Raw genomic sequence first — 22,084 nt, forward strand, 5'->3', positions numbered from 1 at the left:
CCGCTGCCGTCAGCTCGCCTTTGGCGCCGGCAGCCGCTCGCGCAATTCGTCGACAAGCACCTTGGTGTTTTCGGAATAGTCGATGGGCACGACGACAAGATGCACGCCGCCGCCGGCGAAGGCCTGTTCCAGCGTCGGTTGCAGGTCGGCGATCGCGCCGACCCTGGTCCCCTTGGCGCCATAGGCTTCGGCGTATTTGACGAAGTCGGGATTGTCGAAGGTCATGCCGAAATCCGGGAATTCGTCGACCGCCTGCTTCCAGCGGATCATGCCATAGGCATGGTCTTCCAGCAGCAGGACGACGAGGTTGAGCTTGAGCCTGACGGCGGTCTCCAATTCCTGGCTGTTCATCATAAAGCCGCCGTCGCCTGCGATGGCCATGACACGGCGCTGGGGATAGAGCAGCGCCGCCATCATCGCCGACGGCAGGCCGGCGCCCATGGTGGCCAGCGCATTGTCGAGCAGCAGCGTGTTGGCCATCCGGGTGCGGTAGTTGCGCGCGAACCAGATCTTGTACATGCCGTTGTCCAGCGCGAGGATGCCGTCGGCCGGCATTACGGCGCGCACGTCGTGCACGATGCGCTGCGGCGTGAAGCGGTCTTCGGTGGCGCGCGCGGCGATGCGGCTCAAAATGCCTTCGCGCAGCGGCAGCAAGGCCTGCGCGTTGGGGATCCTGCCTTCGACGTGATCGGCCAGCAGCGCCAGCGACGGGCCGAGGTCGCCGACGATCTCGGCTTGCGGGAAATAGACCTGCTCGACATCGGCTGAGTGATAGCCGACATGGATGACCTTCGGCCCGTTGGCGCCCATGATGAAGGGCGGCTTCTCCACCGTATCGTGACCGATGGTGATGATCAGGTCGGCCTGCTCGATGGCCTCGTGGACATAGTCGCGTTCCGACAATGCGGCCGTTCCCATGTAGAGTTCGGTGCCGCCGGGCACGGTGCCCTTGCCCATCTGCGTGGTGAAATAGGGAATCTGCGTGCGCAGCACGAACTGGGCGATGTCGGGGGTGACGCGCGGGCGCGATGCCGCGGCGCCGAACATCAGCAGCGGACGCTTGGCCTCGATGATCATGCGAGCGGCGCGGTCGAGCGCGTCCGCGCCGGCTATGGGCAGGTCGACCGGGTGCGTCGGCACCAGCGCGACCGGATCGCACTGCGCCGCCGCGATGTCTTCCGGCAGTTCCAGATGCACGGGGCCGGGGCGCTCCTCCTGGGCGACGCGGAAGGCTTCGCGCACCAGCGAGGGGATCATCCTGGGCGAGACGATCTGGCGCGACAGCTTGGTCAGCGGCTTCATCGCGGCGACGATGTCGACGATCTGGAAGCGCGCCTGGCGCGACGAAAGGATGCCCTTCTGGCCGGTGAGCATGATCATCGGCATCGCGCCGAGCAGCGCATAGGCCGCACCGGTGGTCAGATTGAGCGCGCCCGGGCCAAGCGTGGTGATGCATACGCCCGGCTTGCCGGTGAGCCTGCCATAAGTGGCGGCCATGAAGGCGGCCGCCTGCTCGTGGCGGGTCAGGATCAGTTGGATCGAGGAGCGGCGGATGGATTCGACGACGTCGAGATTTTCTTCGCCCGGAATGCCGAAGATCCGATCGACCCCTTCGTTCTCCAGAGCCGCCACGAAAAGATCCGAACCCTTGGTCATAAACCGTCTCTCCTGCGATGCGCATTCCGTCAGCCACCTTCATATGGCATTGGAGCGCGACACCTCAAAGAGGCGATCTCAAAGCGCGGATCAAAGCGGCGTGTCGCACCCCGCCGCCTTGGGCGACGCAAAGAGCTGCGCCGGCGCCGACCATTTGCTAGGCGGCGCGCCACGCGTGCCGGTAAGGAGCGACCGCAGCTCCGACAGATAGGTCTGGACGAAGAACGAGGTCTGGCTTTCCAGCGGTGTGTACGGTCCCGGCCGGTAGGCGCGCGAGAGGATGCCGTCGGCATTGTCCTCGGTGATCTTCTTGTCCTGCACCGTGGTCACGTCCCACATCCAGGAGATGGCGTCGGCGTCGACCTCGCTATCGGCATCCTTGTCGACCAGCCAGGTCACGATGACGTCGGTCTCCATGGCATTGCGCGGCACCATCTGGAACAGCGTGACATAGTCGTTGGGAGCGCTGGCGAACGACAGGCGCCCGAGGCGGAAGCCGCTCTCACCGCCATCATAGGCGCTGCGGCCGCCCATCAGGCACGAGACTGCCTCGCCCGTGTTGGACAGCGTCTTGCGCCCCGAGCCGATCGGCTTGCGATGCATGGCGAACGGCATCGTGTCGATGTCGCCCGCCTGCCAGGCGCCCTTGTGGAATTCGGCGTCGCCAATGACGCTGTGCCATGCCTCGATTTCGTTCTGCCACGCGACCGCCTTGTCGGCATCGCGCGTCGCGGTCACTTTGACATGGCCGTTGACACGGTAATATTCGGGATGCGCCGGACGGCAGTGGTAGCATTCGAGGAAATTTTCGAGCACCAGCTTCCAGTTGGCTTTGGTCAGATAGTTCTTGCGCGCGACGATGCGCGCACGGTTGAAGCCGTTTTCGCGTAACCCGTCCGTCAGTCCCTTGGCGACCGGCTCTATGTCGGGCAAGGAACTGGCATCGAGGCCACAGAAGACGAGGCCGCCGAAACTTTTGCTGGGCACGCGGTGCAGCCCCAATGCCTCGGGGTCCACGTTTTCCGGCAGATCCTGCCGCGACTGCAACTCGCCGGTCAGCCTGAACGACCAGGCGTGATAGGGGCAGACTAGGAGCTGGCCGCGCCCATCCTTGGTGCAGAGCCGCGAACCGCGATGGGTGCAGACATTGTAGTAGGCCGCGATGTCCTCCTCGCCGTCGCCGAAGCGCACGATGATGATCTCCTCGTCGAACAGCTGGCGCACGATATAGCGCCCCTTCTCGGGCACCTCGCTGGCATGGGCGACGAGCACCCATTGGCGCGGAAACCACAGATCCCGCTCCAGCGCGAAGATCGCCGGATCCGTGTAGAAAGCCTGTTCCAGCGACCAGTCCTGGCGCTGTCGGTCAATCAGGCGCACGACCTCGCTTCGGTCCAATAGCTGGCTGTTTTGTGTGTAGGCCTGCACGGCAAACACCTTTCCGCACGCTGGCGCTAGGATGACGTTTCGATAGAGTTTGCGATGTGGAAGTGCTTGCGGCAAATACAGAAATGATAGACCTTCATATCGAAAAAGCATGAAGGCCTGCTGTGAAGACGCTCAAGACATCGCTGCCGCTACTCAACGCCATGGTCGTTTTCGAGGCCGCCGCGCGGCATGGCGGGCTGACGCCCGCCGCGCAGGAGCTCAACATCGCGCAATCGGCGGTCAGCCGGCATGTCGCCAATCTCGAGCGGCAATTGTCCGTCGAACTCTTCACCCGCAGGGGCAACCGCGTTGCCGTTACCGGGGCCGGCACGGCGTTGGCCGGGGCGATCCGTGAAGGGCTGACGACGATCCGACAGGCGGTCGAGGAGCTGACCGAGCGCGACAGCGATACGTTCGTCGTCGGCTGCAGTCACGACCTCGCCCAGGCATGGCTGATGCCGCGCTTCGGCCTCATCACATCGCTGGTCGCCGACGGCCGGGTGCTGCTGCAGACATCCAGCGACTACGGGGATTTCGACCAGCCCGAGGTGGCGCTGTCGATCCGCTTCGGTGAAGCCGAACAGTGGCCCGACCTCGTTGCCGAGAAACTGTTCGACGGCGAGTGGTTCCCGGTCTGCGCGCCGGCTTTCCTGGCGCGCTATCCAGCACTTGCATCGGAAGAGCCCGATGCTTTCCTCGATGTGCCGCTGCTGCACCAGGCGACGCCGCCGAGAGCGATCGACAGCTGGCAATCCTGGATCGGAACCGACCGCAAGCTCGAGGGGCCGCGGTTCACCAGCTACATGTCGATGATCCACGAGACCATCGCCGGACGCGGCGCCGCACTAGCCTGGGCGGGTTTCGCCGACGAGCAGCTCCGTCTTGGCCAGCTCATCCGGCTGACCAGGATTTCGCGCCGTCACGCCGGCTCCTTCCATATCGTGATGAGGAAGAATGCCGGCCCGACGGTCAAGGCGGTGGCGCGAGCACTGCTCGGCAGCGTCGGCGACAGCTGAAAGATCAGGTCTCGCGGCCAAATCGCGATGCCTCGTGACGCGCGCCCCAGGCCGGCATGGCGGCCTCGACCTCGGCCTCCGATTTGAAAGCATCCGATGCATAACGCTCTACGCGGAACCGCGCCGGGGCGACGAACGGTTGCTGTCCGAGCACGAGTTCCGACGCCAGCCTGCCGAGGCCCGGACCATGGGTCACCCCGCTCTCATTGTCGCCACCGGCGACGACGACATTGGCGCTGCCCGGGACCTTGCCGACGACAAGCCCATTATCGGGCGTATAGCAGGGCACGCCCTGCGCCCAGCTCGCGACCTTCGAGCCGCGCAACGGCGGGAAGATCGCCTGCAGTTCGGCAAGCTCCTCGTCGAAAGTCTCCCGCATCAGCTCCATGTTGTGCGGCTGGCCGGGCTCGATCTCGCTGTCGCCGGTCTTGTACAGAGGCTTGTAGTGCCGTCCCGTACCCCACATGACGGCGCCGAAGGTCTCGCGCAGCCATAGCCGCAATTCGCGGCATTGGACGGTCGGGATCGTCGACGCCAGGCCCCTGTTGTCGGTGACGATGCGTGTCGCCACGACGCGCAACAGCGGCAACCGCCAGCCGAGGCCTGAAATCACCTGGTTGTTCCAGGCGCCGGCGGCCGCGATCGCGGCATTGGCCTCGATGCGACCCTGATCCGTTTCGATCGTCACCCGATCGCCCGCATCATGGATGGCGGTGACGCGCGTCGCGTTGCGGAATATGCCGCCGAGCTCGCCGATCTGGCCAATCAGCACCTTCATCGCCAGCGAGGTATCGACCTGGATACCGTGCGGATTATAGGCGGCCGAGTGGACGCGGGAGGGATCGATCAGGCCTTGCATCTTCTGCCCGATCTCCGCGGCGTTCAGATCCTGCATTTCCGGCGGCGCGTAGGCAGACTCCAGCACCGGCCGCACGAAGCGCTCGCGCCCGTCCTCTGTCAGCGCCATGATCAAGGTGCCGTTCGGGCGGTAGCCGATCTCGACGCCGACCTCATGCAGCCGGCGATAGAAATCGAGGCCATATTGCTGCAGCTGAAAACCTTCCGCGCCGAGCGGGATCATGCCGGCGGACCAGTGGGAGACGAAACCCGCGCCGGCGCCGGTGGTGGCAGCACCCGGCTGGCCCGCATCGATGACCGTCACCTGGCGTACGCCGGACTTGAGCAGATGGAAAGCCGCGCTGCAGCCGATTATGCCGCCGCCGATGACGACGATATGCCTGTTGTCGGCCCCGCCGTGGCTTCCATTCGAACTCATCATCGTTCTCCCTTTGGCACGATGATGGCGACCATACAGGCTCGACCGGACCTGTCTAGACACATGTGTCCGTGGCCTGATAGTTGATATCCACTGCATCTGGAATCCGGCGTTCGGAACGCCGTCTGGTGGGCCATGCCATCGTGCCGACGCGGCCCATGAGAGTGAGGAAAAATGAGCAACTCGACCACCGCCCAGGCAATCTTCGACAGTGAAATCATATGGGACGCGCATTCCGGCTTCATGCCGGACCCGGCGGCGGACCTGAACAATCTCGAGATCTGGCGCGACGCCGGCATCGACTATCTGTCGATCGATGTCGGTTTCGATCTGTTGCCCTGGGAGCAGACGGTGAGGACGCTGGCAAACTTCCGCCACTGGGTTCTTTCCAATTCCCAGCACTACACGCTGGTCTCCTCGGTGACGGACATCCGCAAGGCCAAGGCCGAGGGCAAGCTCGCGATCACCTTCGACATCGAAGGCATGAACGCACTCGACGGCCGCATCGAGATGGTCGAGTTCTATCACCAGCTCGGCGTGCGCCAGATCCTGTTCGCCTACAACAGGAACAATCTCGCCGGCGGCGGCTGTCACGATGTCGAGACCAGCCTGACGGCGTTCGGCCGCGAGGTGATCGACGAGATGAATCGTCTCGGCATGTTCGTCGACGTCACCCACACCGGCTACCGCACCTCGATGGAGGTGATGGAATATTCCAACAGGCCGGTGATCTTTTCGCACTCCAACCCCAAGGCGCTGTGCGGCCATGGCCGCAACATCACCGACGACCAGATCAGGGCCTGCGCGCGCACCGGCGGCATTGTCGCGATCGTCGGGCTCAACCGCTTCCTCGGCGAAGGTCGGACGGATTCCGAAAGGCTGGCCGACCATATCGAGTATCTCGTCGACCTGATCGGCCCACGCCATGTCGGCATCGGGCTGGACTATGCCTTCCCGGTCGATGTCGAGGGCATCGACCGCATCATTTCCGACAATCCGCAGTTCTGGCCCAGGGATCAGTATCCGGAGGGGGCGACCAGCTATTCCGCTCCCGGTCAGATGCGCGAACTGGCCCAGGTCCTGCTGCGTCGCGGCCAGTCGGAGAGAGCCGTGCGCGACATCCTGGGCGGCAATTTCATGCGCCTTGCGGCCGAAATCTGGAAATAGCCGGGAGCGGCGGCGGCGCTGCCTCGGTTCTTGAGCCAGAATAACCGACCACCCCGCGCCACCTCAGCCGATCGCATGTCGCGCCCTGCCACCTTGCCGGCCACAGCGCCTGCGCGGCCGGATCGGACCTTGCGCTGTTGCGCAAGGCCGGCGGTATCCAAGATTCGGACAAGCCAGCAAAATTTTCGCTAGACATACATGTCTATCCCTAGCAGTTTTAGCCGACCGAAGTATTCGGTGCGGCCTCGGAGGCCAGCGGCTCAAAAGCACGACAACGAAAACAGCTGAGGGGTAGAGCATGTCCATTTTAACCGACGCCCGGGTTTCGCGTCGCAGCCTGCTGGCCGGCGCCGGAGCCTTTGGCCTTGCCTCGATGGTCAATCCGAAAATCTCCTGGTCGGCCGATGGCCCGATCCTGAAGGTACGCTCCTACGCCGACATCCAGACACTCGACCCCTGCTTCCGGCTCGCAGCCCCCGAAGGCGATATCACCAGTGTCATTTTCGCCGGGCTCGTCGTCACGACCCCTGGCGATAGCTGGGGCTGGCGGCCGATGGCGGCGGAAACGATCACGCAGCTCGACCCGCTGACCGTCGCCTTCAAACTGCGCGACAATATCGGCTTCACCGACGGCTACGGCCAGATGACGGCGGAAGACGTCAAGTTCTCGATCGAGCGCATCGCCGACCCGGCCAACAAGAGCCCTTATGCCGGCGATTGGGCGACGCTCAAGGAGGTCGAGGTCAAGGACAAGCTGTCGGGCATCATCCATCTCAAGCAGGCTTTCGCGCCGCTGTGGACATCGACCTTGCCGACGCCGTCCGGCACCATCCTGTCGAAGAAGGCCGTCACCGAACTCGGCGGCAAGCTGGGCGTGAAGCCGGTCGCGCAGTCCGGCCCCTACATCTTGAAGGAATGGCTGCCCAAGCAGCGCACGGTGCTGGTGCGCAATCCGGACTGGAAATACGAACCGGGCGGCTTCGCCGAAATCCACATCCATCCGATCGAGGACGAAAAGACCGGCGAACTGGGCTATGAAGCCGGCGACCTCGACTACACCTGGACCGCGGTGTCCTCGATCTCGCGGCTGAAGCAGACGCCGCCGCCAAAGACCAAGGTGGTGGAAAAGCCCTCGCTGGCCTTCGTCTGGCTCGGCATGAACCAGGACGTCGCGCCGTTCAACAATCCGAACATGCGCCGCGCGGTGCAATATGCCGTGGACCGCAAGGCCGTGGTCGATGCCGCCTATTTCGGCGCGGCCGCCACCGGCACCGGCATCATCGCGCCCGGACTGCCCGGCCATCGCGACAAGAACCTTTTCGATTTCGATCCGGACCGCGCCCGCGACATGATCGCCAAGGAGGGGCTGGCCGGCACGACGATCACGCTCGACATCCTCAACAAGACAGAGCGGCTGACCGCCGCGCAGGTGGTGCAGTCGAACCTTCAGGATGTCGGCCTCAACGTCGAGATCAAGCAGAGCGACAGCGGTACCTTCTGGACGCTGGGCGCCAAGGAAGGCAATTACTGGAACAAGCTGCAGATGATCATCAGCCGCTTCTCCATGCAGCCGGACCCGAGCTGGGCGACAGCCTGGTTCACGCGCGACCAGATCGGCGTCTGGAACTGGGAGCGTTTCTCCAGCGAGGAATTCGACAAGCTCAATGCCGAAGGCATGGTCGAGCTCGACCCGGCCAAGCGCGACGTCATCTACAAGAAGCTGCAGGACCTGATGGAGGAGAACGGCAACTACGTCTTCCTGACCCATGAGGTGACCGGCGTCATGTATCGCGACTCGGTCGTGGCCGGCCTGAAGCCGAATGGCGAACCCGTGTTCACCGATTTCAAACCGGCATGATTTCGACCCGCGGGGGCCAGCTCCCGACGGAGACCTTCCGACAGGTATTGAAATGATCCGCTACGCCCTCAAGCGTCTGTGGTTGGGCGCCATCATCATCAGCGTCGCGCTGATGATGATGTTCGCCATGGTTTACCTCATCCCAGGCGACCCGGCCTCCGTCGCGCTGGGGCCGCGCGCAACACCGGAAATGATGGAGGCGCTGCGTGTGCGCATGGGGCTGGATCAGCCGGTGTGGCGGCAGTTCCTGAACTTCTACGGATCGGCGCTCCATGGCAATCTCGGCACCGAGGTCTTGTCCAACCGGCCGGTGCTGGACGTGGTGATGGAGCAATTGCCGTTCACGCTGGCGCTGATCGTCGGCGGCATCACATGGTCGGTGGCGCTGGGCATTCCGCTGGGCTGTATCGCGGCGGTGCGGCGCGGCGGCTTCGTCGACCAGGTGATCGGCGTGCTGTCCGTGGCGATGATCGCGGTGCCCTCCTTCGTCGTCGCCATCTATTCGCTGCTCGTCTTCGCGGTTGCCCTGCAATGGCTGCCGGCGATCGGTGCCGGGGAGCCGGGCAATATCGCCAGCCAACTCCAACACCTCATCTTGCCATCGCTGGCGGTCGGCCTCGGCTGGATCGGCTACATCTCGCGCATGGTGCGCGCCTCGATGCTGGAGACGCTCGAGGCGAGCCATATCCGTACGGCACGCGCCTTCGGCCTGCCGGAGCATCGTATCGTCTACACCTACGCGCTGCGCATCGCCGTGCTGCCAACCATCACCCTGCTCGGTGTCGGCATCGGCCACATGCTGTCGTCTGCCGTCTTCGCCGAAATCGTCTTCGCCCGCCCCGGTATCGGCAAGCTGGTCTACGAGGCGATTTCGGTGCGCAATTATCCGATCGTGTCGGGAGCCGTGCTGGTCACCACCATCTTCTTCGTCCTCGTCAACGTAGCCGCCGACATACTGGTCGGCCTCCTGGATCCCCGTGTCAGATCAAGTTTCAACTGAGCTGCCCTTGCGCAGCGGCCGTCTTGGCAGCGTGTGGCGCGCCGTGCGCCGCATCATGCGCGAGCCGCTCGGTGCCATCGGCCTGACGCTGGTGGCGGTGGTGGTGCTGTCGGCCGTGTTCGCCAGTGTCCTGACCAGCTATGCGCCGAGCAAGATCTCGCCGGCCGAACGCTTCGCTTCACCAAGCCTCATGCATCTGCTCGGCACCGACCACCTCGGCCGCGATCTTTTCACCCGCGTGCTCTATGGCGGGCGCGTCGCCTTGATGATCGCGCTGGGTTCGACCGCCGTGTCGCTGATCATCGGCGTCGTGCTGGGGCTGATCGCCGGCTACGGCCCGCGCTGGCTCGACAATGTGCTGCTGCTCATCTTCGACGCGGTGAAGAGCTTTCCCACCGTCATGCTTGCACTGACGCTGGTCACCCTGTTCGGCCCCTCGCTCTATGCCGTGGTGGTGGTGGTGCTGCTGGTCAACGTACCGGGCTATGCCCGTATCATCCGAACCCAGACGTTGGTTCTGAAGTCGGCCGAGCATGTCATGGCGGCGCGCTCGATGGGGGCAAGTGCCGGCCGCATCCTGCGCGTCCATATCCTGCCCAACATCATCGGACCGATCCTGATCCTGGTGTCGATGGACATCCCGGTGGTGGTGGCGATTGAGGCTGGCATGAGCTTCCTCGGGCTCGGCGTGCGGCCGCCGACGCCGAGCTGGGGCGCGATCCTCAATGACGGCTTCGCCAACATCCGCGATTCCTACTGGATCGTCATTGCCGGCGGCCTGCCGATCGTGCTGACGACGCTCGGCTTCACTTTCTTCGGCGAGACCTTGCGCGATCTCTTCGATCCCCGGCTGAAGGGGCGGTCATGACGGTTCTCGCAGTCAAGGATCTCAGCGTCGCCTTCCACACCGGGAGCGGCCGGCTAGAGGCACTGAAACAGGTGAGCTTTTCCGTGCCTGCCAACCGCAGCGTCGGCGTGGTCGGCGAATCCGGCTGCGGGAAGTCGACGCTCATCAACGCTATCCTCGGGCTGCTCGCCGACAATGGCGAGATATCGGCGGGCGAGATCGTCTTCGAAGGCGACAAGGACCTCGCCCGGCTCGACCCTACCGCCATGCGCGCCCTGCGCGGCCGCCGGATCGCCACCGTGTTCCAGGATCCGATGGGCGCGCTCAACCCCGTGCTGTCTGTCGGCCGGCAGATGCGCGACATCCAGTACCGATCGAAGCTGTCGAAGCGGGATAAGGATGCCCGCTCGGTCGCCATGCTGCGCAAGGTCCGCATTCCCGATCCCGAAAGCCGGCTGGCGCAGTTTCCGCATGAATTCTCCGGCGGCATGAAACAGCGCATCGCCATCGCCATGGCGCTGATGATGGAGCCGGCGCTGCTGATCGCCGACGAGCCGACCACCGCGCTCGACGCGACGCTGGAAGTGGCCACCATCGAACTGCTCAAGGATTTGCAGCGCGAGATCGGCTGCTCCGTCCTGTTCATCTCGCATCATCTGGGCGTCATCGCCGAACTCTGCGACGAGATGATCGTGATGTATGCCGGAGAGGTGGTGGAGAGCGGCACGACCCGCGAAATCTTCCACAACGCGCGCCATCCCTATACGCAAAAGCTGCTGGCCTGCGACCCGGCGCGGCTGTCGCAGCGTGTCGCACGCCTGCCAACCATCGCCGGAACCTTGCCGGATTTGCGCCGGCGGCCAAGCGGCTGCGTCTTCCAGCCGCGCTGCGACCGCGCCGATGCGCAATGCCTGACGACGCCTCCGAGCGCTCCTCTTGGCGGGTCTCATATCGCCCGCTGCTGGCACGCGGACATTCCCCTGGGAGCGATCAGCGCATGAGCTCTGAAACCCTGCTCCGCGTCAGCGACCTGCGTGTCTCGTTCCGGGTCGGCGGGCTGTCCGCAAGGCTGGCGGGCCGCGCCACCGAGATCGAAGCGGTCTCTGGGGTCAGCTTCAGCCTAGAGCGGGGCACCACCTTCGCGCTGGTCGGCGAATCCGGTTCGGGCAAGACCACGCTGGCGCGCACGCTCAACGGTCTTCAGCCAGTGAAAACGGGCACTATCCTGTTCGAAGGGCAGGAATTGCAGGGACTCTCCGATGCCGCCATGAAGCCGGTGCGACGGCGCATGCCGATGATGTTCCAGGATCCGGTCGGCTCGCTGTCGCCCCGGCTTAGCGTGCGCTCGCTGCTGGCGGAGCCGTTCGTCATTCATGGGCTGCCGGACCGCGATCTTCACGCCGAAGTCACACGGCTGCTCACGCTGGTCGGACTGCCGCGCGATTTCGCCGACCGCTATCCGCACCAGCTTTCCGGCGGCCAGGCGCGCCGGGTCGGCGTGGCGCGGGCGATCGCGCTTGACCCGGTGCTGGTCGTCGCCGACGAACCGACGGCCGGCCTCGACGTTTCGGTGCAGGGTGAGGTGCTCAACCTGCTCAACGACCTGCGCGACCGCATGGGGCTGTCGATGCTGATCATCACTCACAATCTGCATGTCGTGCGCCAGATCGCCGACCGAATGGCGGTGATGTATCTCGGCCGCTTCGTCGAGCAGGGCGAAACCGAGGCGATCTTCCGCGCGCCGCATCATCCCTATACTGCGGCACTTCTGTCGGCCAATCCGGAGCCCGATCCCGACAGGGTGCATCAGCGCATCACGCTGCCGGCCGATGTCCCGTCGCTGCTGGCGCGCCCCTCGGGATGCGAATTCCACACACGCTGCCCGCAAGCGCGGGAGCGTTGCGCGGTGGATGTCCCCGTACCGGCCACGGTGGGCGACAGCCGCCCGACCTGCCATTTCCCGCTCAACGCATAAGGATCGCCACCGGCACGAGCTTGGACCGGGGCATCGAGAGGAGCCACCATGCAAGATATCCCCGTCGTCACCGATTTCCCGCGCAAGGTGCGCGAGATCGAGAATTTGTGGATCCCGATGCCCGATGGTGTGAAACTGGCGGCCCGCGTCTGGCTGCCGGAAGATGCCGACGCCGACCCGGTGCCGGCGATCCTCGAATATCTGCCCTATCGCAAGCGCGACGGAACGGTGGAACGCGATGCGCTGACGCATCCCTATTTCGCCGGCCATGGCTATGCCGGCGTGCGCGTCGACATGCGCGGCTCGGGCGACAGCGAGGGGCTGTGCAAGGGCGAGTACCTGAAGCAGGAGCAGGACGACTGCCTGGCCGTGATCGAATGGCTGGCAGGGCAACCTTGGTGTTCGGGAAGCGTCGGCATGATCGGTATCAGCTGGGGCGGCTTCAACGGACTGCAGGTCGCCGCCCGCCGACCGCCGGCGTTGAAGGCCGTCATCTCGCTGTGCTCGACCGATGACCGCTACAATGACGACGTGCATTATCTCGGCGGCGCGATGATGTGCGACAATCTGATGTGGGGAACGACGGCCTGGGCGATCGCCATGACCCCGCCCGATCCATTGATCGTCGGCGACCGCTGGCGCGATCTCTGGGAGCAGCGGCTGCATGGCAACGGCATCTGGATGCAGGACTGGTTCGAGCACCAGCGCCGCGACGATTTCTACAAGCACGGCTCGATCTGCGAAGACTATGCCGATGTCGAAATCCCGGTCTATGCGGTGGGCGGCTGGGCCGACGGCTACCCCAATCCGATCTTCAGGATGCTGGAAAAGCTCGCTGGCCCGCGCAAGGGCCTGATCGGCCCCTGGGGGCACAAATACCCTCATTTCGCCATGCCTGGCCCGCGCATGGGCTTCCTGCAGGAGTGCCTGCGCTGGTGGGACCAATATCTCAAGGGAATCGACACCGGCATTGCCGACGAGCCGATGCTGCGCGCCTGGATCCAGGACCCCGCGCGACCGGCGGCGATTCATGACGAGCGGCCCGGCCACTGGGTGGCGGAACCGTCCTGGCCGGGGCCTGGCGTCGGTGAAAAGGCGCTGAACCTTGCGCCCCACGGCTTGAGGGAAACCAAGGGCGAGGACACGATCCTGAACATTTCCTCGCCACAAACGGCCGGCCTGTCGTCCGGCGCCTGGTGCGGCTATGGCGTCATGCCGACCTTGCCCGTCGACCAGCGCACCGAGGAAGGCAATGCCCTGATCTTCGAGACCGCGCCGTTGACCGAGGCGATCGAAATCCTCGGCTTCCCCGAATTCGAGGTGAAGCTGTCTTCCGACAAGCCTGTCGCGCTCCTGTCCGCCACGCTCTCGCAGGTGTTCCCAGAGGGCGCCGCCTCGCGCGTCAGCTACGGCATCCTCAACCTCAGCCATCGCAACGGCGACCTGGACATCGCGCCGATGATGCCAGGCCAGGCGGAAGCGGTGCGTATCAAGCTGCGCTGCTGCGGGCAGCGTTTCGAGGTGGGCGAGCGCATCCGGCTGGCGCTGGCGACGTCGCACTGGCCAATCGTGTTCCCGACGGCCGAACAGGCAACGCTGTCGATCCATTGCGGCGACAGCCGGCTCATCCTGCCGGTGCGCAAACCGCAAGCGCTGGACAACACGCTCGGCGCCTTTCTCGGCGCGGAGAGCGCCAAGCCCATAGAGCAGGAAGTGCTGGCCAAGGGCGATGGCTTCCAGCGCTCCGTGTCGACGGACCAGGTCACCGGCGAGACCGTCTATCAGGTGGTCAATGACGGCGGCACGGTGCGGCATCCGCATACGGGAATGGTGCTTTCAGCTAAGCATGTCGACCGCTTCACCATCCATCCCGAGGATCCGAACTCGGCGGTCGGCACCTGTACATGGGACAAATCCTTTGGCCGGGAGGATTGGCAGACGCGTGTTTCGGTGAAGGCGACAGTGCGTGCGTTGCGCGATGTCTGGCGGATCGAAACCCACATCATCGCGCATGACGGCGATGAGGTGGTCGTCGACCGCAATGAGGTCAAGGAGTATCCGCGCGACCTCAACTGAGAGAAGCAGTGCCAGTTACCCCATCATTTTCGGCAAGCCCGCGGCAAGCGCGTCGACGGCAAGCCGGACCTTGAGCGGCAGACGCGGTGTCCGCAACCAGAGCGCATGGCAGTCGTAGGGATAACGCGGCTGCTCCGGCAACAGCTCGACCAGCGTGCCGGCCCGCATGCGTTCGCGCACCAGCCAATGAGGCAGCCACGCCAGCCCCATGCCGTCGACCGCGGCATCGGCGATGGCGTCGAGATCGTCGAGCCGCAGCCGGCCGGTTGGCATGAACTCGATCGCGGTTTGTCCCTCGCGCGGAAACAGCCAGGGCTGAACGATCATGCCAAGCCGGCGGTAGACAATCGCCTGATGATCGGCGAGGTCTCCGATCCGCCGAGGTTCGCCTTGGATTTGCAGATAGGAAGGCGCGGCACAGACGACCATGTCCTGACGCGCAACGCGGCGCGCGATCACGCCGGCCTTGTCGTCGAGATCCCCGGTCCGGATCGCCAGATCGTAGCCATCCTCGGCGAGATCGACAAAGCGGTCGCTGAGCGACAGGTCGAGCTCCAGCGTCGGATACCGCCGCGCCAGTTGCAACAGTACGGGGGTGACGCAGTGACGGCCGAAATGCGCCGGCATGGTGACGCGCAATTTTCCGCGCGGCTCTGAGAGCTGGTCGGCGGCGAGCGCATCGGCGGCCTCGGCCTCGGCCAGCACCAAGCGGCAGCGTTCATAATAGGCACGACCGAAATCGGTCAGGCTCTGGCGGCGCGTGGTGCGGTTGATGAGACGCACGCCCAGCCGCTCCTCGAGAACCCGGACATGCTTGCCAACCATCGGCCCCGACAGGTCCAGCGCGGCCGCCGCGGCCACGAACGAACCGAGATCGACCGCCCTGACGAACACGGCCATGCTCTCGAGCCTATCCATATTCGGAACTCCTGGTTTCTACTGTTCTATTCGTATCATTATTTATCGCCTTCGACGTACGCGACATAGATCATTCGGTTCATATGATTTGGAGTCAACCGAATGACATGTGTCGTGCGCTTTCACCAGCATGGTGGCCCCGAGGTTCTGCGCATCGAGGATATCGACCTTCCGCCTCCGGGCCCGGGCGAGGTGCAAATCCGCGTCAAGGCGCTCGGGCTCAACCGCGCCGAGGCGCTGCTGCGGGCGGGCAGCTATATCGAGACACCCACCCTCCCCTCCGGCCTCGGGCTGGAAGCGGCGGGCGTCATCGAGACAATTGGCGAAGGCGTCACGGAGTTGGCGGCTGGCGATGCCGTCAGTATCATCCCGCCTCGATCGATGGTTCGCTGGCCGGCTTACGGCGAGCTTGTCACCTTCCCCGCCGGGCTCGTCGTCAAGCATCCGCCGTCCCTCGACTGGCAGTCCGCGGCGGCGATCTGGATGCCGTACCTCACCGCCTATGGTGCGTTGATCGAGATCGCCGGGCTGCGCGCAGAGGATTTCATCATCATCACGGCGGCGTCGAGCAGCGTCGGGCTTGCGGCGATCCAGATCGCCAACGGCATTGGTGCGACAGCTATCGCGGTGACGCGGACATCGGCGAAGAAGCAGGCCCTACTCGACGCAGGAGCGGCTGAAGTCGTGGTCCTGGCCGAAGAAGATCTCGCTGCACGATTGAAAAAAATCGCCGGGCCGCAAGGCGTGCGCGTGGTCTTCGACCCGATCGGCGGTCCGATCTTCGAGCCACTGACGGCGGCGATGTCGAAGGGTGGCATCCTGATCGAATATGCTGGCCTCAGCCGCGAACCGACGCCGTTCCCCTTGCCTGCCGTGCTGGGCAAGACATTGACGCTGCGCGGCTACCTCGTCCACGAAATCACTGGAGACCACGCAAAGCTGGAGGCCGCCAAGACGTTCGTCCTTGAAGGGCTGGAGACCGGCACACTCAAGCCGATCATCGACCGGACCTTTGCCTTCGACCAGATCGCCGAGGCGCATCGCTATCTCGAATCGAACGACCAGTTCGGCAAGATCGTGGTGACGGTGTGAGCAACAAATCACGCTTGCGGACAAGAATCGCCCTTGAAGGTGCCGCCTCGCATTCCTAACTTTCCCGTGCGGGCCGGGCCCCTCTGACTGTCGCTTCTGGCGACCGTGATGTCGGACCGCTTCAACGGGCCCGTTTTCCATTCTTTTCGGTCAAGGGCTCTTCTTTCTGGTTAGGAGCCCCGCATGACATCTTCCCTCCTTGGTATGGTTTGCCCCTCCTGCCGCGTCGCGCTCGTGATGAGCGAACGCCAGGGTATCGAGATCGACTATTGTCCGCAGTGCCGCGGCGTCTGGCTCGATCGAGGCGAACTCGACAAGATCGTCGAACGGTCCGGCAGGGAGGCGTCGCCCGCGCCGCAGCCACAGCCGGCAGCGTTCTCCCAGCCACACCATGGCCGGGACCGTGACGACGACTATTCCCGCTCGCATGGCCAACGCTATCCCAAGCGAAAAAAGTCATTCTTCGAAGAGCTGTTCGATTGACCATATGACGCCAGCCACACGGCCGGCGTCTTGCTGAATTTCCGAAACCATATCGACAAAGGTCCCCCCGATGATTTCCCGCACAAGCCGATTCGTCACCCTCCTTGCCGGCCTGTTCCTCGCTTTCTCCATGGTCGCGATCGATCATGCCGAGGCGCGTCGTGGCGGCAGTTTCGGCAGCCGTGGCACGCGCACCTTCCAGTCGGCGCCGCCGACCAGGACGGCGCCGGCTCCGACCACGCCGGTCGAGCGTTCGATGACGCCCAACACCGGTGTGAACAATGCGGCCCGGCAGCCGCAGGCCGGCCCACAGAGGCCCGGCTTCATGAGCGGCTTCGGCGGAACGATGATGCGCGGCCTGCTGATCGGCGGCCTGATCGGCCTGCTCCTGGGCCAAGGTTTCGGCGGCCTCGCCGGCATGTTTGGATTCCTGCTTCAGGCCCTGCTGATCGGTGGCGCAATCATGCTGGCCATCCGGTTCTTCCGGTCGCAATCCGCCCGAGGCCCCGCCCCCGCGCTCGCCGGGATGGGCAATGCCCAGGCTTCACGGTTCGAGAACCGCGCAACAGCGCCGGAGGAGACAGGCAGGGCTGGCTCCTTCACGATTCCGGGCTTTGGCGGGGGATCGGGCGGAGGCTCCGCTGCCACCGAATCCGAGGAGATCACGCTGGCCCAGACCGACCTCGACGCGTTCCAGCAGCTGCTGACCGAGGTCCAGGAAGCATTCGGCCGCGAAGACCATGCCGCATTGCGCCGGTCGGTGACGCCCGAGATGGTGTCCTATCTGTCCGAGGAACTGGCCGACAACGCCCAGAAAGGTCTCAGGAACGAGGTATCGGACATCCACCTGCTGCAGGCCGACATCGCGGAAAGCTGGCGCGAGGACGACCGCGACTATGCGACCGCCGCATTGCGCTACGAGTCGCGCGACGTGACGCGCGAACGGGCCAGCGGCAAGGTCGTCGACGGCGACGAGGATCATCCCACGGAGACGACCGAGTTGTGGACGTTTACGCGTCAGAATGGCTCGAGCTGGAAACTCTCGGCCATCCAACAGGCTTGATCCCAGCGAGTCTACCGGCGGGCGGTCAAGCCGCGATCCTGACGCACATCGGCGTGCCGATCTCGATGACGCGCCCGGTGTCGGTCAGCATGCCGCTGCCGGGGTCGCGGGCGAAGATCGAGATACGGTCGGCGTTCTGGTTGGCGGAAAACAGATGGCCTCCCGATGGCGTCAGCGCCAGGTTGCGCGGCGTGGCACCCCCACAAGGAACATAGTCGACAAGGCTCAAGCCGCCGGTCTCCTGATCGACGGCCATGATAACGACGCTGTCATGGCCGCGGTTTGAACCGTAGACGAAACGGCCATCCGGCGAGATCTGGATGTCGGCGCAATGGTTGTCGTTGCGCGCTTCGGCTGGCACTGCGGGCTTGGCGTCGAGGATCGACAGTTTGCTGGTGGGTTCGTCGAACGTCATCGAAATGATGGTCGAATCCAGCTCGTTCATGACGAAAACGAAGCGGCCATTCGGATGCAGCGCGAGATGGCGTGGGCCTGCACCGGGCGGCAGAGCGGATTCGGCAAGTCTGGTCAGATTGCCATCCTGCTCGATCCGATAGGAGACCAACCGGTCGATGCCGAGATCGGCAACGATGGCCACTCCGCCGGCGATGGTTTCGGTGACGCTGTGGGCGTGCGAACGCTCCTGGCGCGCCGCGTTGGGGCCGGTGCCCTTGTGCGACACGCCGGCCAACGGGGCCGACAAGGCGCCATCCCCGTCGAAACCATAGACCGCCACGGCGCGGTCCGGTCCACCCTCGCCCATACCGTAATTCGCGACCAGCAATTTCGTACCATCACGCGTGATGGTGTTGTGCGCCGTGATGCTGCCGAGCGACGGCTGCTTGTTCAGATAGGCGAGCCTGCCCGAGCGACGATCGAAGCTGTAGGCCGACACAGTTCCCTCGCGCCAGGCAAACACTTCCGAATTGGCGTAGATGCGCGAGCCGTCCGGCGTCACCGACAGGAATGTCGGATTGTCGACGTCGTTGGTCTCGGCCAGTTTCCGTGTTTCCAGCGTTTCCTCGTCGAAGCTGTAGACCCCGAGGCCGACGCCGCGCGCGCCCTGAAAATAAGGCGCCTCCCGGTTCAGGCTGCCGACGAAGACCAGACTGGCATTGCGCATGTTTTTCCTCCCCTGCCCGCCAGCCTCGAAGTGCTGTCGGAACAGCCAAAATTTCGCTTGTCCTCGCTTGCAACGCAACCCCATATGTGAAAATAGTATTTACAAAAGAAGATTGACGGGAGGAGACGTCGTGCAATCAGGCGCCTTGATGCGTGCTCGAATGCTTGCCCGGCCTCTCTCACGAGACCGATGGATTGAGCCATGAACGATTTCGCGCCGACCGTCGGCGTTGCCTCGACGCACCCCAGCAATATGCCTGCTGATCATGCCGCGTTGCCGGTGTGGAACGCCGAGAACTGGTTTTACGAAGACTGGCCGGTTGGCCAGAAAATCCGCTCGCTGCGGCGCACGATGGCCGAGGGCGACAGCCACCTTTTCAACACGCTGGTGCTCGACATCCATCCCTATGTGCAGGACCAGATGTTCGCGGAGAGCGAGGGCATTTTCGGCAAGCGGCTGATTGCCGGCGCGTTCGTCTTCTCGGCGGGGCTGGGGCTGGTCGCCACCAACTGCGTCAACGCCTTTTCCTATGGCTACGACAAGCTGCGCTTCATCAAGCCCGTCTTCATTGGCGATACGATCTATTCGATCCGTTCCAATCTCGACAAGCAGCCCCGCTACAAGGAGATGGGGCTGATCCGCGCCAGCTACGAGGTATTCAAGGGCGAAGGCGAACTCGTTCTCTATTGCGAGCATCTGCAGACGGTGAAGTACCGCAACCCTGCCGATTTCGTCGGAAAGACGGAGAAATAGCAATGCCGGCAGCAGCCGATTTGCCGCTCGCTGGGCTCGTCGTCGTCGACATGAGCCAGTTCCTGTCCGGGCCCTATTGCTCGCTCAGACTGCTCGACCTCGGCGCCCGCGTGATCAAGATCGAGCGGCCCGATGGCGGCGACCTGTCGCGCCGGCTCTATCTCAGCGACACCGAGATCGGCGGCGATTCCACCATCTTCCACGCCATCAACCGGGCCAAGGAAAGTCTTGCCATCGATTTGAAGAACGAGGCGGACCTCACGGCACTGCGCGGCCTCCTGGCCAAGGCCGACGTGCTGATCCAGAATTTCCGGCCGGGTGTCATCGAGCGCCTCGGCCTCGATTACGAAGCCGTCCGCCAGATCAATCCGCGCCTGGTCTACGCCTCGATCAGCGGCTATGGCGAGGAAGGTCCGTGGGTCAAGCGGCCCGGCCAGGATCTGCTGGCCCAGTCGCGTTCGGGCGTGATGTGGCTGAACGGCGACGAGGACCAGGGACCGGTGCCGTTCGGCCTCGCCATTGGCGACATGCTGGCGGGCGCGGCCTGCGCCCAAGGTATACTGGCCGCATTGGTGCGGCGCGGCATTACCGGCCAGGGCAGCCACATCGAGACCAGCCTTCTGGAGGCGCTGGTCGATTTCCAGTTCGAGGTGCTGACCACGCATCTCAATGATGGCCGCCGCCTGCCCAGGCGCTCCAGCTTCCGCAGCGCGCATGCCTATCTGTCGGCGCCTTACGGCGTCTATCCGGCCAAGGACGGTTACCTCGCCATCGCAATGACGCCGATCCCCAAGCTCGCCGATCTGTTGTCGCTCAGCGAACTGGCCCCCTATCGCGACAGACCGGCATCCTGGTTCACCGCGCGCGACGACATCAAGGCGATCATCGCGCAGAGGATTGCGACCAGGAGCATCGACGAGTGGCTCGCCATCCTGGAGCCGGCCGACATCTGGTGCGCCAAGGTGCTGACCTGGCCCGAGATGCTCGCAAGCGAGGGCTTCCAGTCGCTCGACATGCTGCAGACGGTGACGCGCGAGGACGACGTGTCGATCCTCACCACCAGTTCGCCGCTCAGGGTCGACGGCATCAGGGCCAAGGTCGATCGGGCGGCACCGCGTATCGGCGAGCACAGTGCGAAAATCCGCGCGGAGTTCGGCCTGTGAGCGTGCGTAAACTCAAGGGCATGACCTGGAGCCACCCACGCGGCTACGATCCGATGGTCGCGTGTTCATCCCTGTGGGAGCGGAAAACCGGCGTTGCCGTCGCGTGGGACAAGCGCTCGCTGCAGGATTTCGAATCCTTCCCGGTCGAGGAACTGGCGCGCGCCTATGATTTGATCGTCATAGATCATCCGCATGTCGGCCAGATCACGGCGGAGCGCTGCCTAGAACCGCTCGACGTCGCCGGCCGCGAGGCGGAGCGCACGGCGCTCGCCTCGGGCAGCGTCGGCCAGTCCTATCCGAGCTACAGCTGGCAGGGCCGGCAATGGGCGTTTCCGATCGACGCGGCGGCGCAGGTGCAGGCCTGGCGGCCGGACGCGCTCGAAGCGCCGGCGGCGACTTGGCGCGAGGTGCTCGATCTCGCACGGCAGGGCCGCGTGCTGCTGCCGTTGCGGCCGCCTCACTCGCTGATGACCTTCTACACGCTGGCCGGCAATCTGGGACGCCCTTGCGGGACCGACCCCTCCCACGATCTCATCGATGTCGAGACAGGCACAGAAGTCTTCGAAAGAATGCGTGAGATCGCGGCGCTGGTCGATCCAGCCTGTCTCGAGATGGACCCGATCGCCGTTTTTGAACGGATGGCGGAGGCCCACTCCCGGTTCGTCTGCGCACCGCTGATCTACGGCTATGTTCCCTACGCCGTTGCCGGTTTTCGCACCCATCGCCTGGCCTTCGCGGACATGCCGGTTGTCGGTGCCGGCGGCCCTATCGGCTCGGCGCTCGGCGGCACCGGAATAGCGGTGTCGGCCTTCTCGAAAGCCAAGGCGGCCGCGATCGATTTTGCCTACTGGGTCGCCAGCGGCGATGTCCAGCGTGGGCCCTATGCCGCAGCCGGCGGTCAACCCGGCCATGCGGCTGCCTGGGAAGACCGGACCATCAACGAAGCGGCCGGCAACTTCTATCGGGACACGCGCGCGACGCTGGAGGGCGCATGGGTGCGGCCGCGCCATGACGGCTACATGGCGTTCCAGCAAGCGGCGTCCGATCGCATCAATTCCGGCATGACATCGGGCCATTCGGCTGGCCAGGTCGTCGCCGATCTCATCAGCCTGTTCCGGGACAACTCTCCGGCGCAGGTGTCCGGCGCTGCCGGTGGAGGAGCCTGAACCAAACCGAACGGAGGAGACAAA

19 protein-coding genes are annotated in these 22,084 nt (G+C 64.5%); 14 read left to right on the forward strand and 5 right to left on the reverse strand.

Annotation, left to right across the window (positions count from 1 at the left end; translation table 11 throughout):
- Positions 1 to 9: 9 nt before the first annotated feature.
- A complete protein-coding gene (locus LB569_RS14935) occupies positions 10 to 1,656 on the reverse strand; it encodes an acetolactate synthase large subunit (RefSeq protein ID WP_224692984.1) in 1,647 nt (548 codons plus the stop codon).
- A 90-nt stretch (positions 1,657 to 1,746) separates the two neighbouring features.
- Positions 1,747 to 3,036 carry an aromatic ring-hydroxylating oxygenase subunit alpha gene (locus tag LB569_RS14940; protein WP_224692985.1) on the reverse strand — a complete coding sequence of 430 codons (1,290 nt, stop codon included), beginning with the start codon at positions 3,034 to 3,036 and terminating at the stop codon, positions 1,747 to 1,749.
- A gap of 170 nt (positions 3,037 to 3,206) precedes the next feature.
- Here LB569_RS14940 and LB569_RS14945 point away from each other — a divergent pair, with 170 nt between their 5' ends.
- Positions 3,207 to 4,100, forward strand: a complete 894-nt coding sequence (locus LB569_RS14945; RefSeq protein ID WP_224692986.1) for a LysR family transcriptional regulator — start codon at positions 3,207 to 3,209, stop codon at positions 4,098 to 4,100.
- Positions 4,101 to 4,104: 4 nt separating this feature from the next.
- On the opposite strand, the gene LB569_RS14950 is transcribed toward LB569_RS14945, so the two are convergent.
- Entirely contained in the window at positions 4,105 to 5,379 is a 1,275-nt protein-coding gene (locus LB569_RS14950; RefSeq protein WP_224692987.1) for an NAD(P)/FAD-dependent oxidoreductase, read from the reverse strand.
- Between the two features lie 171 nt (positions 5,380 to 5,550).
- On the opposite strand from LB569_RS14950, the gene LB569_RS14955 reads away from it, so the two are divergent.
- From LB569_RS14955 to LB569_RS14985, 7 genes are all read left to right on the forward strand, one after another.
- The gene (locus tag LB569_RS14955; RefSeq protein WP_224692988.1) at positions 5,551 to 6,543 is read left to right on the forward strand and encodes a dipeptidase; all 993 of its coding nucleotides are present in this window, start codon (positions 5,551 to 5,553) and stop codon (positions 6,541 to 6,543) included.
- A gap of 298 nt (positions 6,544 to 6,841) precedes the next feature.
- Positions 6,842 to 8,401: an ABC transporter substrate-binding protein gene (locus LB569_RS14960; protein WP_224692989.1), complete on the forward strand. Its 1,560-nt coding sequence runs from the start codon at positions 6,842 to 6,844 to the stop codon at positions 8,399 to 8,401.
- Between the two features lie 52 nt (positions 8,402 to 8,453).
- A complete protein-coding gene (locus tag LB569_RS14965) occupies positions 8,454 to 9,401 on the forward strand; it encodes an ABC transporter permease (RefSeq protein ID WP_224692990.1) in 948 nt (315 codons plus the stop codon).
- Between the two features lie 7 nt (positions 9,402 to 9,408).
- Positions 9,409 to 10,269, forward strand: a complete 861-nt coding sequence (locus tag LB569_RS14970) for an ABC transporter permease (RefSeq protein ID WP_224692991.1) — start codon at positions 9,409 to 9,411, stop codon at positions 10,267 to 10,269.
- Positions 10,266 to 11,249: an ABC transporter ATP-binding protein gene (locus tag LB569_RS14975; protein WP_224692992.1), complete on the forward strand. Its 984-nt coding sequence runs from the start codon at positions 10,266 to 10,268 to the stop codon at positions 11,247 to 11,249. Before LB569_RS14970 ends, LB569_RS14975 begins: the two co-directional genes overlap by 4 nt.
- Positions 11,246 to 12,223, forward strand: a complete 978-nt coding sequence (locus LB569_RS14980) for an ABC transporter ATP-binding protein (RefSeq protein ID WP_224692993.1) — start codon at positions 11,246 to 11,248, stop codon at positions 12,221 to 12,223. Before LB569_RS14975 ends, LB569_RS14980 begins: the two co-directional genes overlap by 4 nt.
- Before the next feature lie 48 nt (positions 12,224 to 12,271).
- Positions 12,272 to 14,299 carry a CocE/NonD family hydrolase gene (locus LB569_RS14985; RefSeq protein WP_224692994.1) on the forward strand — a complete coding sequence of 676 codons (2,028 nt, stop codon included), beginning with the start codon at positions 12,272 to 12,274 and terminating at the stop codon, positions 14,297 to 14,299.
- A gap of 15 nt (positions 14,300 to 14,314) precedes the next feature.
- Here the strand turns inward: LB569_RS14985 and LB569_RS14990 are convergent, their stop codons facing one another.
- On the reverse strand, positions 14,315 to 15,217 hold the full coding sequence (locus LB569_RS14990; protein WP_224692995.1) for a LysR family transcriptional regulator: 903 nt from the start codon (positions 15,215 to 15,217) through the stop codon (positions 14,315 to 14,317).
- Between the two features lie 102 nt (positions 15,218 to 15,319).
- Between LB569_RS14990 and LB569_RS14995 the strand changes: the two genes are divergently transcribed.
- The 3 genes from LB569_RS14995 to LB569_RS15005 all read left to right on the forward strand — a co-directional run bounded on the left by LB569_RS14995 (position 15,320) and on the right by LB569_RS15005 (position 17,855).
- On the forward strand, positions 15,320 to 16,309 hold the full coding sequence (locus LB569_RS14995; RefSeq protein WP_224692996.1) for a zinc-dependent alcohol dehydrogenase family protein: 990 nt from the start codon (positions 15,320 to 15,322) through the stop codon (positions 16,307 to 16,309).
- Between the two features lie 183 nt (positions 16,310 to 16,492).
- The gene (locus LB569_RS15000; protein ID WP_140705369.1) at positions 16,493 to 16,792 is read left to right on the forward strand and encodes a zf-TFIIB domain-containing protein; all 300 of its coding nucleotides are present in this window, start codon (positions 16,493 to 16,495) and stop codon (positions 16,790 to 16,792) included.
- A 70-nt stretch (positions 16,793 to 16,862) separates the two neighbouring features.
- Entirely contained in the window at positions 16,863 to 17,855 is a 993-nt protein-coding gene (locus LB569_RS15005; protein WP_224692997.1) for a Tim44 domain-containing protein, read from the forward strand.
- 25 nt (positions 17,856 to 17,880) lie between these two features.
- Here LB569_RS15005 and LB569_RS15010 read toward each other — a convergent pair whose 3' ends face one another.
- On the reverse strand, positions 17,881 to 18,978 hold the full coding sequence (locus LB569_RS15010; RefSeq protein ID WP_224692998.1) for a lactonase family protein: 1,098 nt from the start codon (positions 18,976 to 18,978) through the stop codon (positions 17,881 to 17,883).
- A 201-nt stretch (positions 18,979 to 19,179) separates the two neighbouring features.
- Between LB569_RS15010 and LB569_RS15015 the strand changes: the two genes are divergently transcribed.
- Genes LB569_RS15015 through LB569_RS15025 form a run of 3 tightly spaced genes read left to right on the forward strand, consistent with a single transcriptional unit; the run spans position 19,180 to position 22,060 of the window.
- On the forward strand, positions 19,180 to 19,731 hold the full coding sequence (locus LB569_RS15015; protein ID WP_140705363.1) for a MaoC family dehydratase: 552 nt from the start codon (positions 19,180 to 19,182) through the stop codon (positions 19,729 to 19,731).
- A 2-nt stretch (positions 19,732 to 19,733) separates the two neighbouring features.
- Positions 19,734 to 20,894, forward strand: coding sequence for a CaiB/BaiF CoA transferase family protein (locus LB569_RS15020; RefSeq protein WP_224692999.1), 1,161 nt, complete (start codon positions 19,734 to 19,736; stop codon positions 20,892 to 20,894).
- A gap of 20 nt (positions 20,895 to 20,914) precedes the next feature.
- Positions 20,915 to 22,060: an extracellular solute-binding protein gene (locus LB569_RS15025; protein WP_181173683.1), complete on the forward strand. Its 1,146-nt coding sequence runs from the start codon at positions 20,915 to 20,917 to the stop codon at positions 22,058 to 22,060.
- Positions 22,061 to 22,084: the final 24 nt, after the last annotated feature.

This window comes from Mesorhizobium sp. BH1-1-4, assembly GCF_020165665.1.
Lineage (GTDB): Bacteria > Pseudomonadota > Alphaproteobacteria > Rhizobiales > Rhizobiaceae > Mesorhizobium.

Bases quoted from the DNA above. Each gene is read 5' to 3' on its own strand.
- LB569_RS14935 (WP_224692984.1), bottom strand. From the start codon at position 1,656: ATGACCAAGGGTTCGGATCTTTTCGTGGCGGCTCTGGAGAACGAAGGG.
- LB569_RS14950 (WP_224692987.1), bottom strand. From the start codon at position 5,379: ATGATGAGTTCGAATGGAAGCCACGGCGGGGCCGACAACAGGCATATC.
- LB569_RS14955 (WP_224692988.1), top strand. From the start codon at position 5,551: ATGAGCAACTCGACCACCGCCCAGGCAATCTTCGACAGTGAAATCATA.
- LB569_RS14960 (WP_224692989.1), top strand. From the start codon at position 6,842: ATGTCCATTTTAACCGACGCCCGGGTTTCGCGTCGCAGCCTGCTGGCC.
- LB569_RS14965 (WP_224692990.1), top strand. From the start codon at position 8,454: ATGATCCGCTACGCCCTCAAGCGTCTGTGGTTGGGCGCCATCATCATC.
- LB569_RS14975 (WP_224692992.1), top strand. From the start codon at position 10,266: ATGACGGTTCTCGCAGTCAAGGATCTCAGCGTCGCCTTCCACACCGGG.
- LB569_RS14980 (WP_224692993.1), top strand. From the start codon at position 11,246: ATGAGCTCTGAAACCCTGCTCCGCGTCAGCGACCTGCGTGTCTCGTTC.
- LB569_RS14985 (WP_224692994.1), top strand. From the start codon at position 12,272: ATGCAAGATATCCCCGTCGTCACCGATTTCCCGCGCAAGGTGCGCGAG.
- LB569_RS14990 (WP_224692995.1), bottom strand. From the start codon at position 15,217: ATGGATAGGCTCGAGAGCATGGCCGTGTTCGTCAGGGCGGTCGATCTC.
- LB569_RS14995 (WP_224692996.1), top strand. From the start codon at position 15,320: ATGACATGTGTCGTGCGCTTTCACCAGCATGGTGGCCCCGAGGTTCTG.
- LB569_RS15000 (WP_140705369.1), top strand. From the start codon at position 16,493: ATGACATCTTCCCTCCTTGGTATGGTTTGCCCCTCCTGCCGCGTCGCG.
- LB569_RS15005 (WP_224692997.1), top strand. From the start codon at position 16,863: ATGATTTCCCGCACAAGCCGATTCGTCACCCTCCTTGCCGGCCTGTTC.
- LB569_RS15010 (WP_224692998.1), bottom strand. From the start codon at position 18,978: ATGCGCAATGCCAGTCTGGTCTTCGTCGGCAGCCTGAACCGGGAGGCG.
- LB569_RS15015 (WP_140705363.1), top strand. From the start codon at position 19,180: ATGAACGATTTCGCGCCGACCGTCGGCGTTGCCTCGACGCACCCCAGC.
- LB569_RS15020 (WP_224692999.1), top strand. From the start codon at position 19,734: ATGCCGGCAGCAGCCGATTTGCCGCTCGCTGGGCTCGTCGTCGTCGAC.
- LB569_RS15025 (WP_181173683.1), top strand. From the start codon at position 20,915: ATGACCTGGAGCCACCCACGCGGCTACGATCCGATGGTCGCGTGTTCA.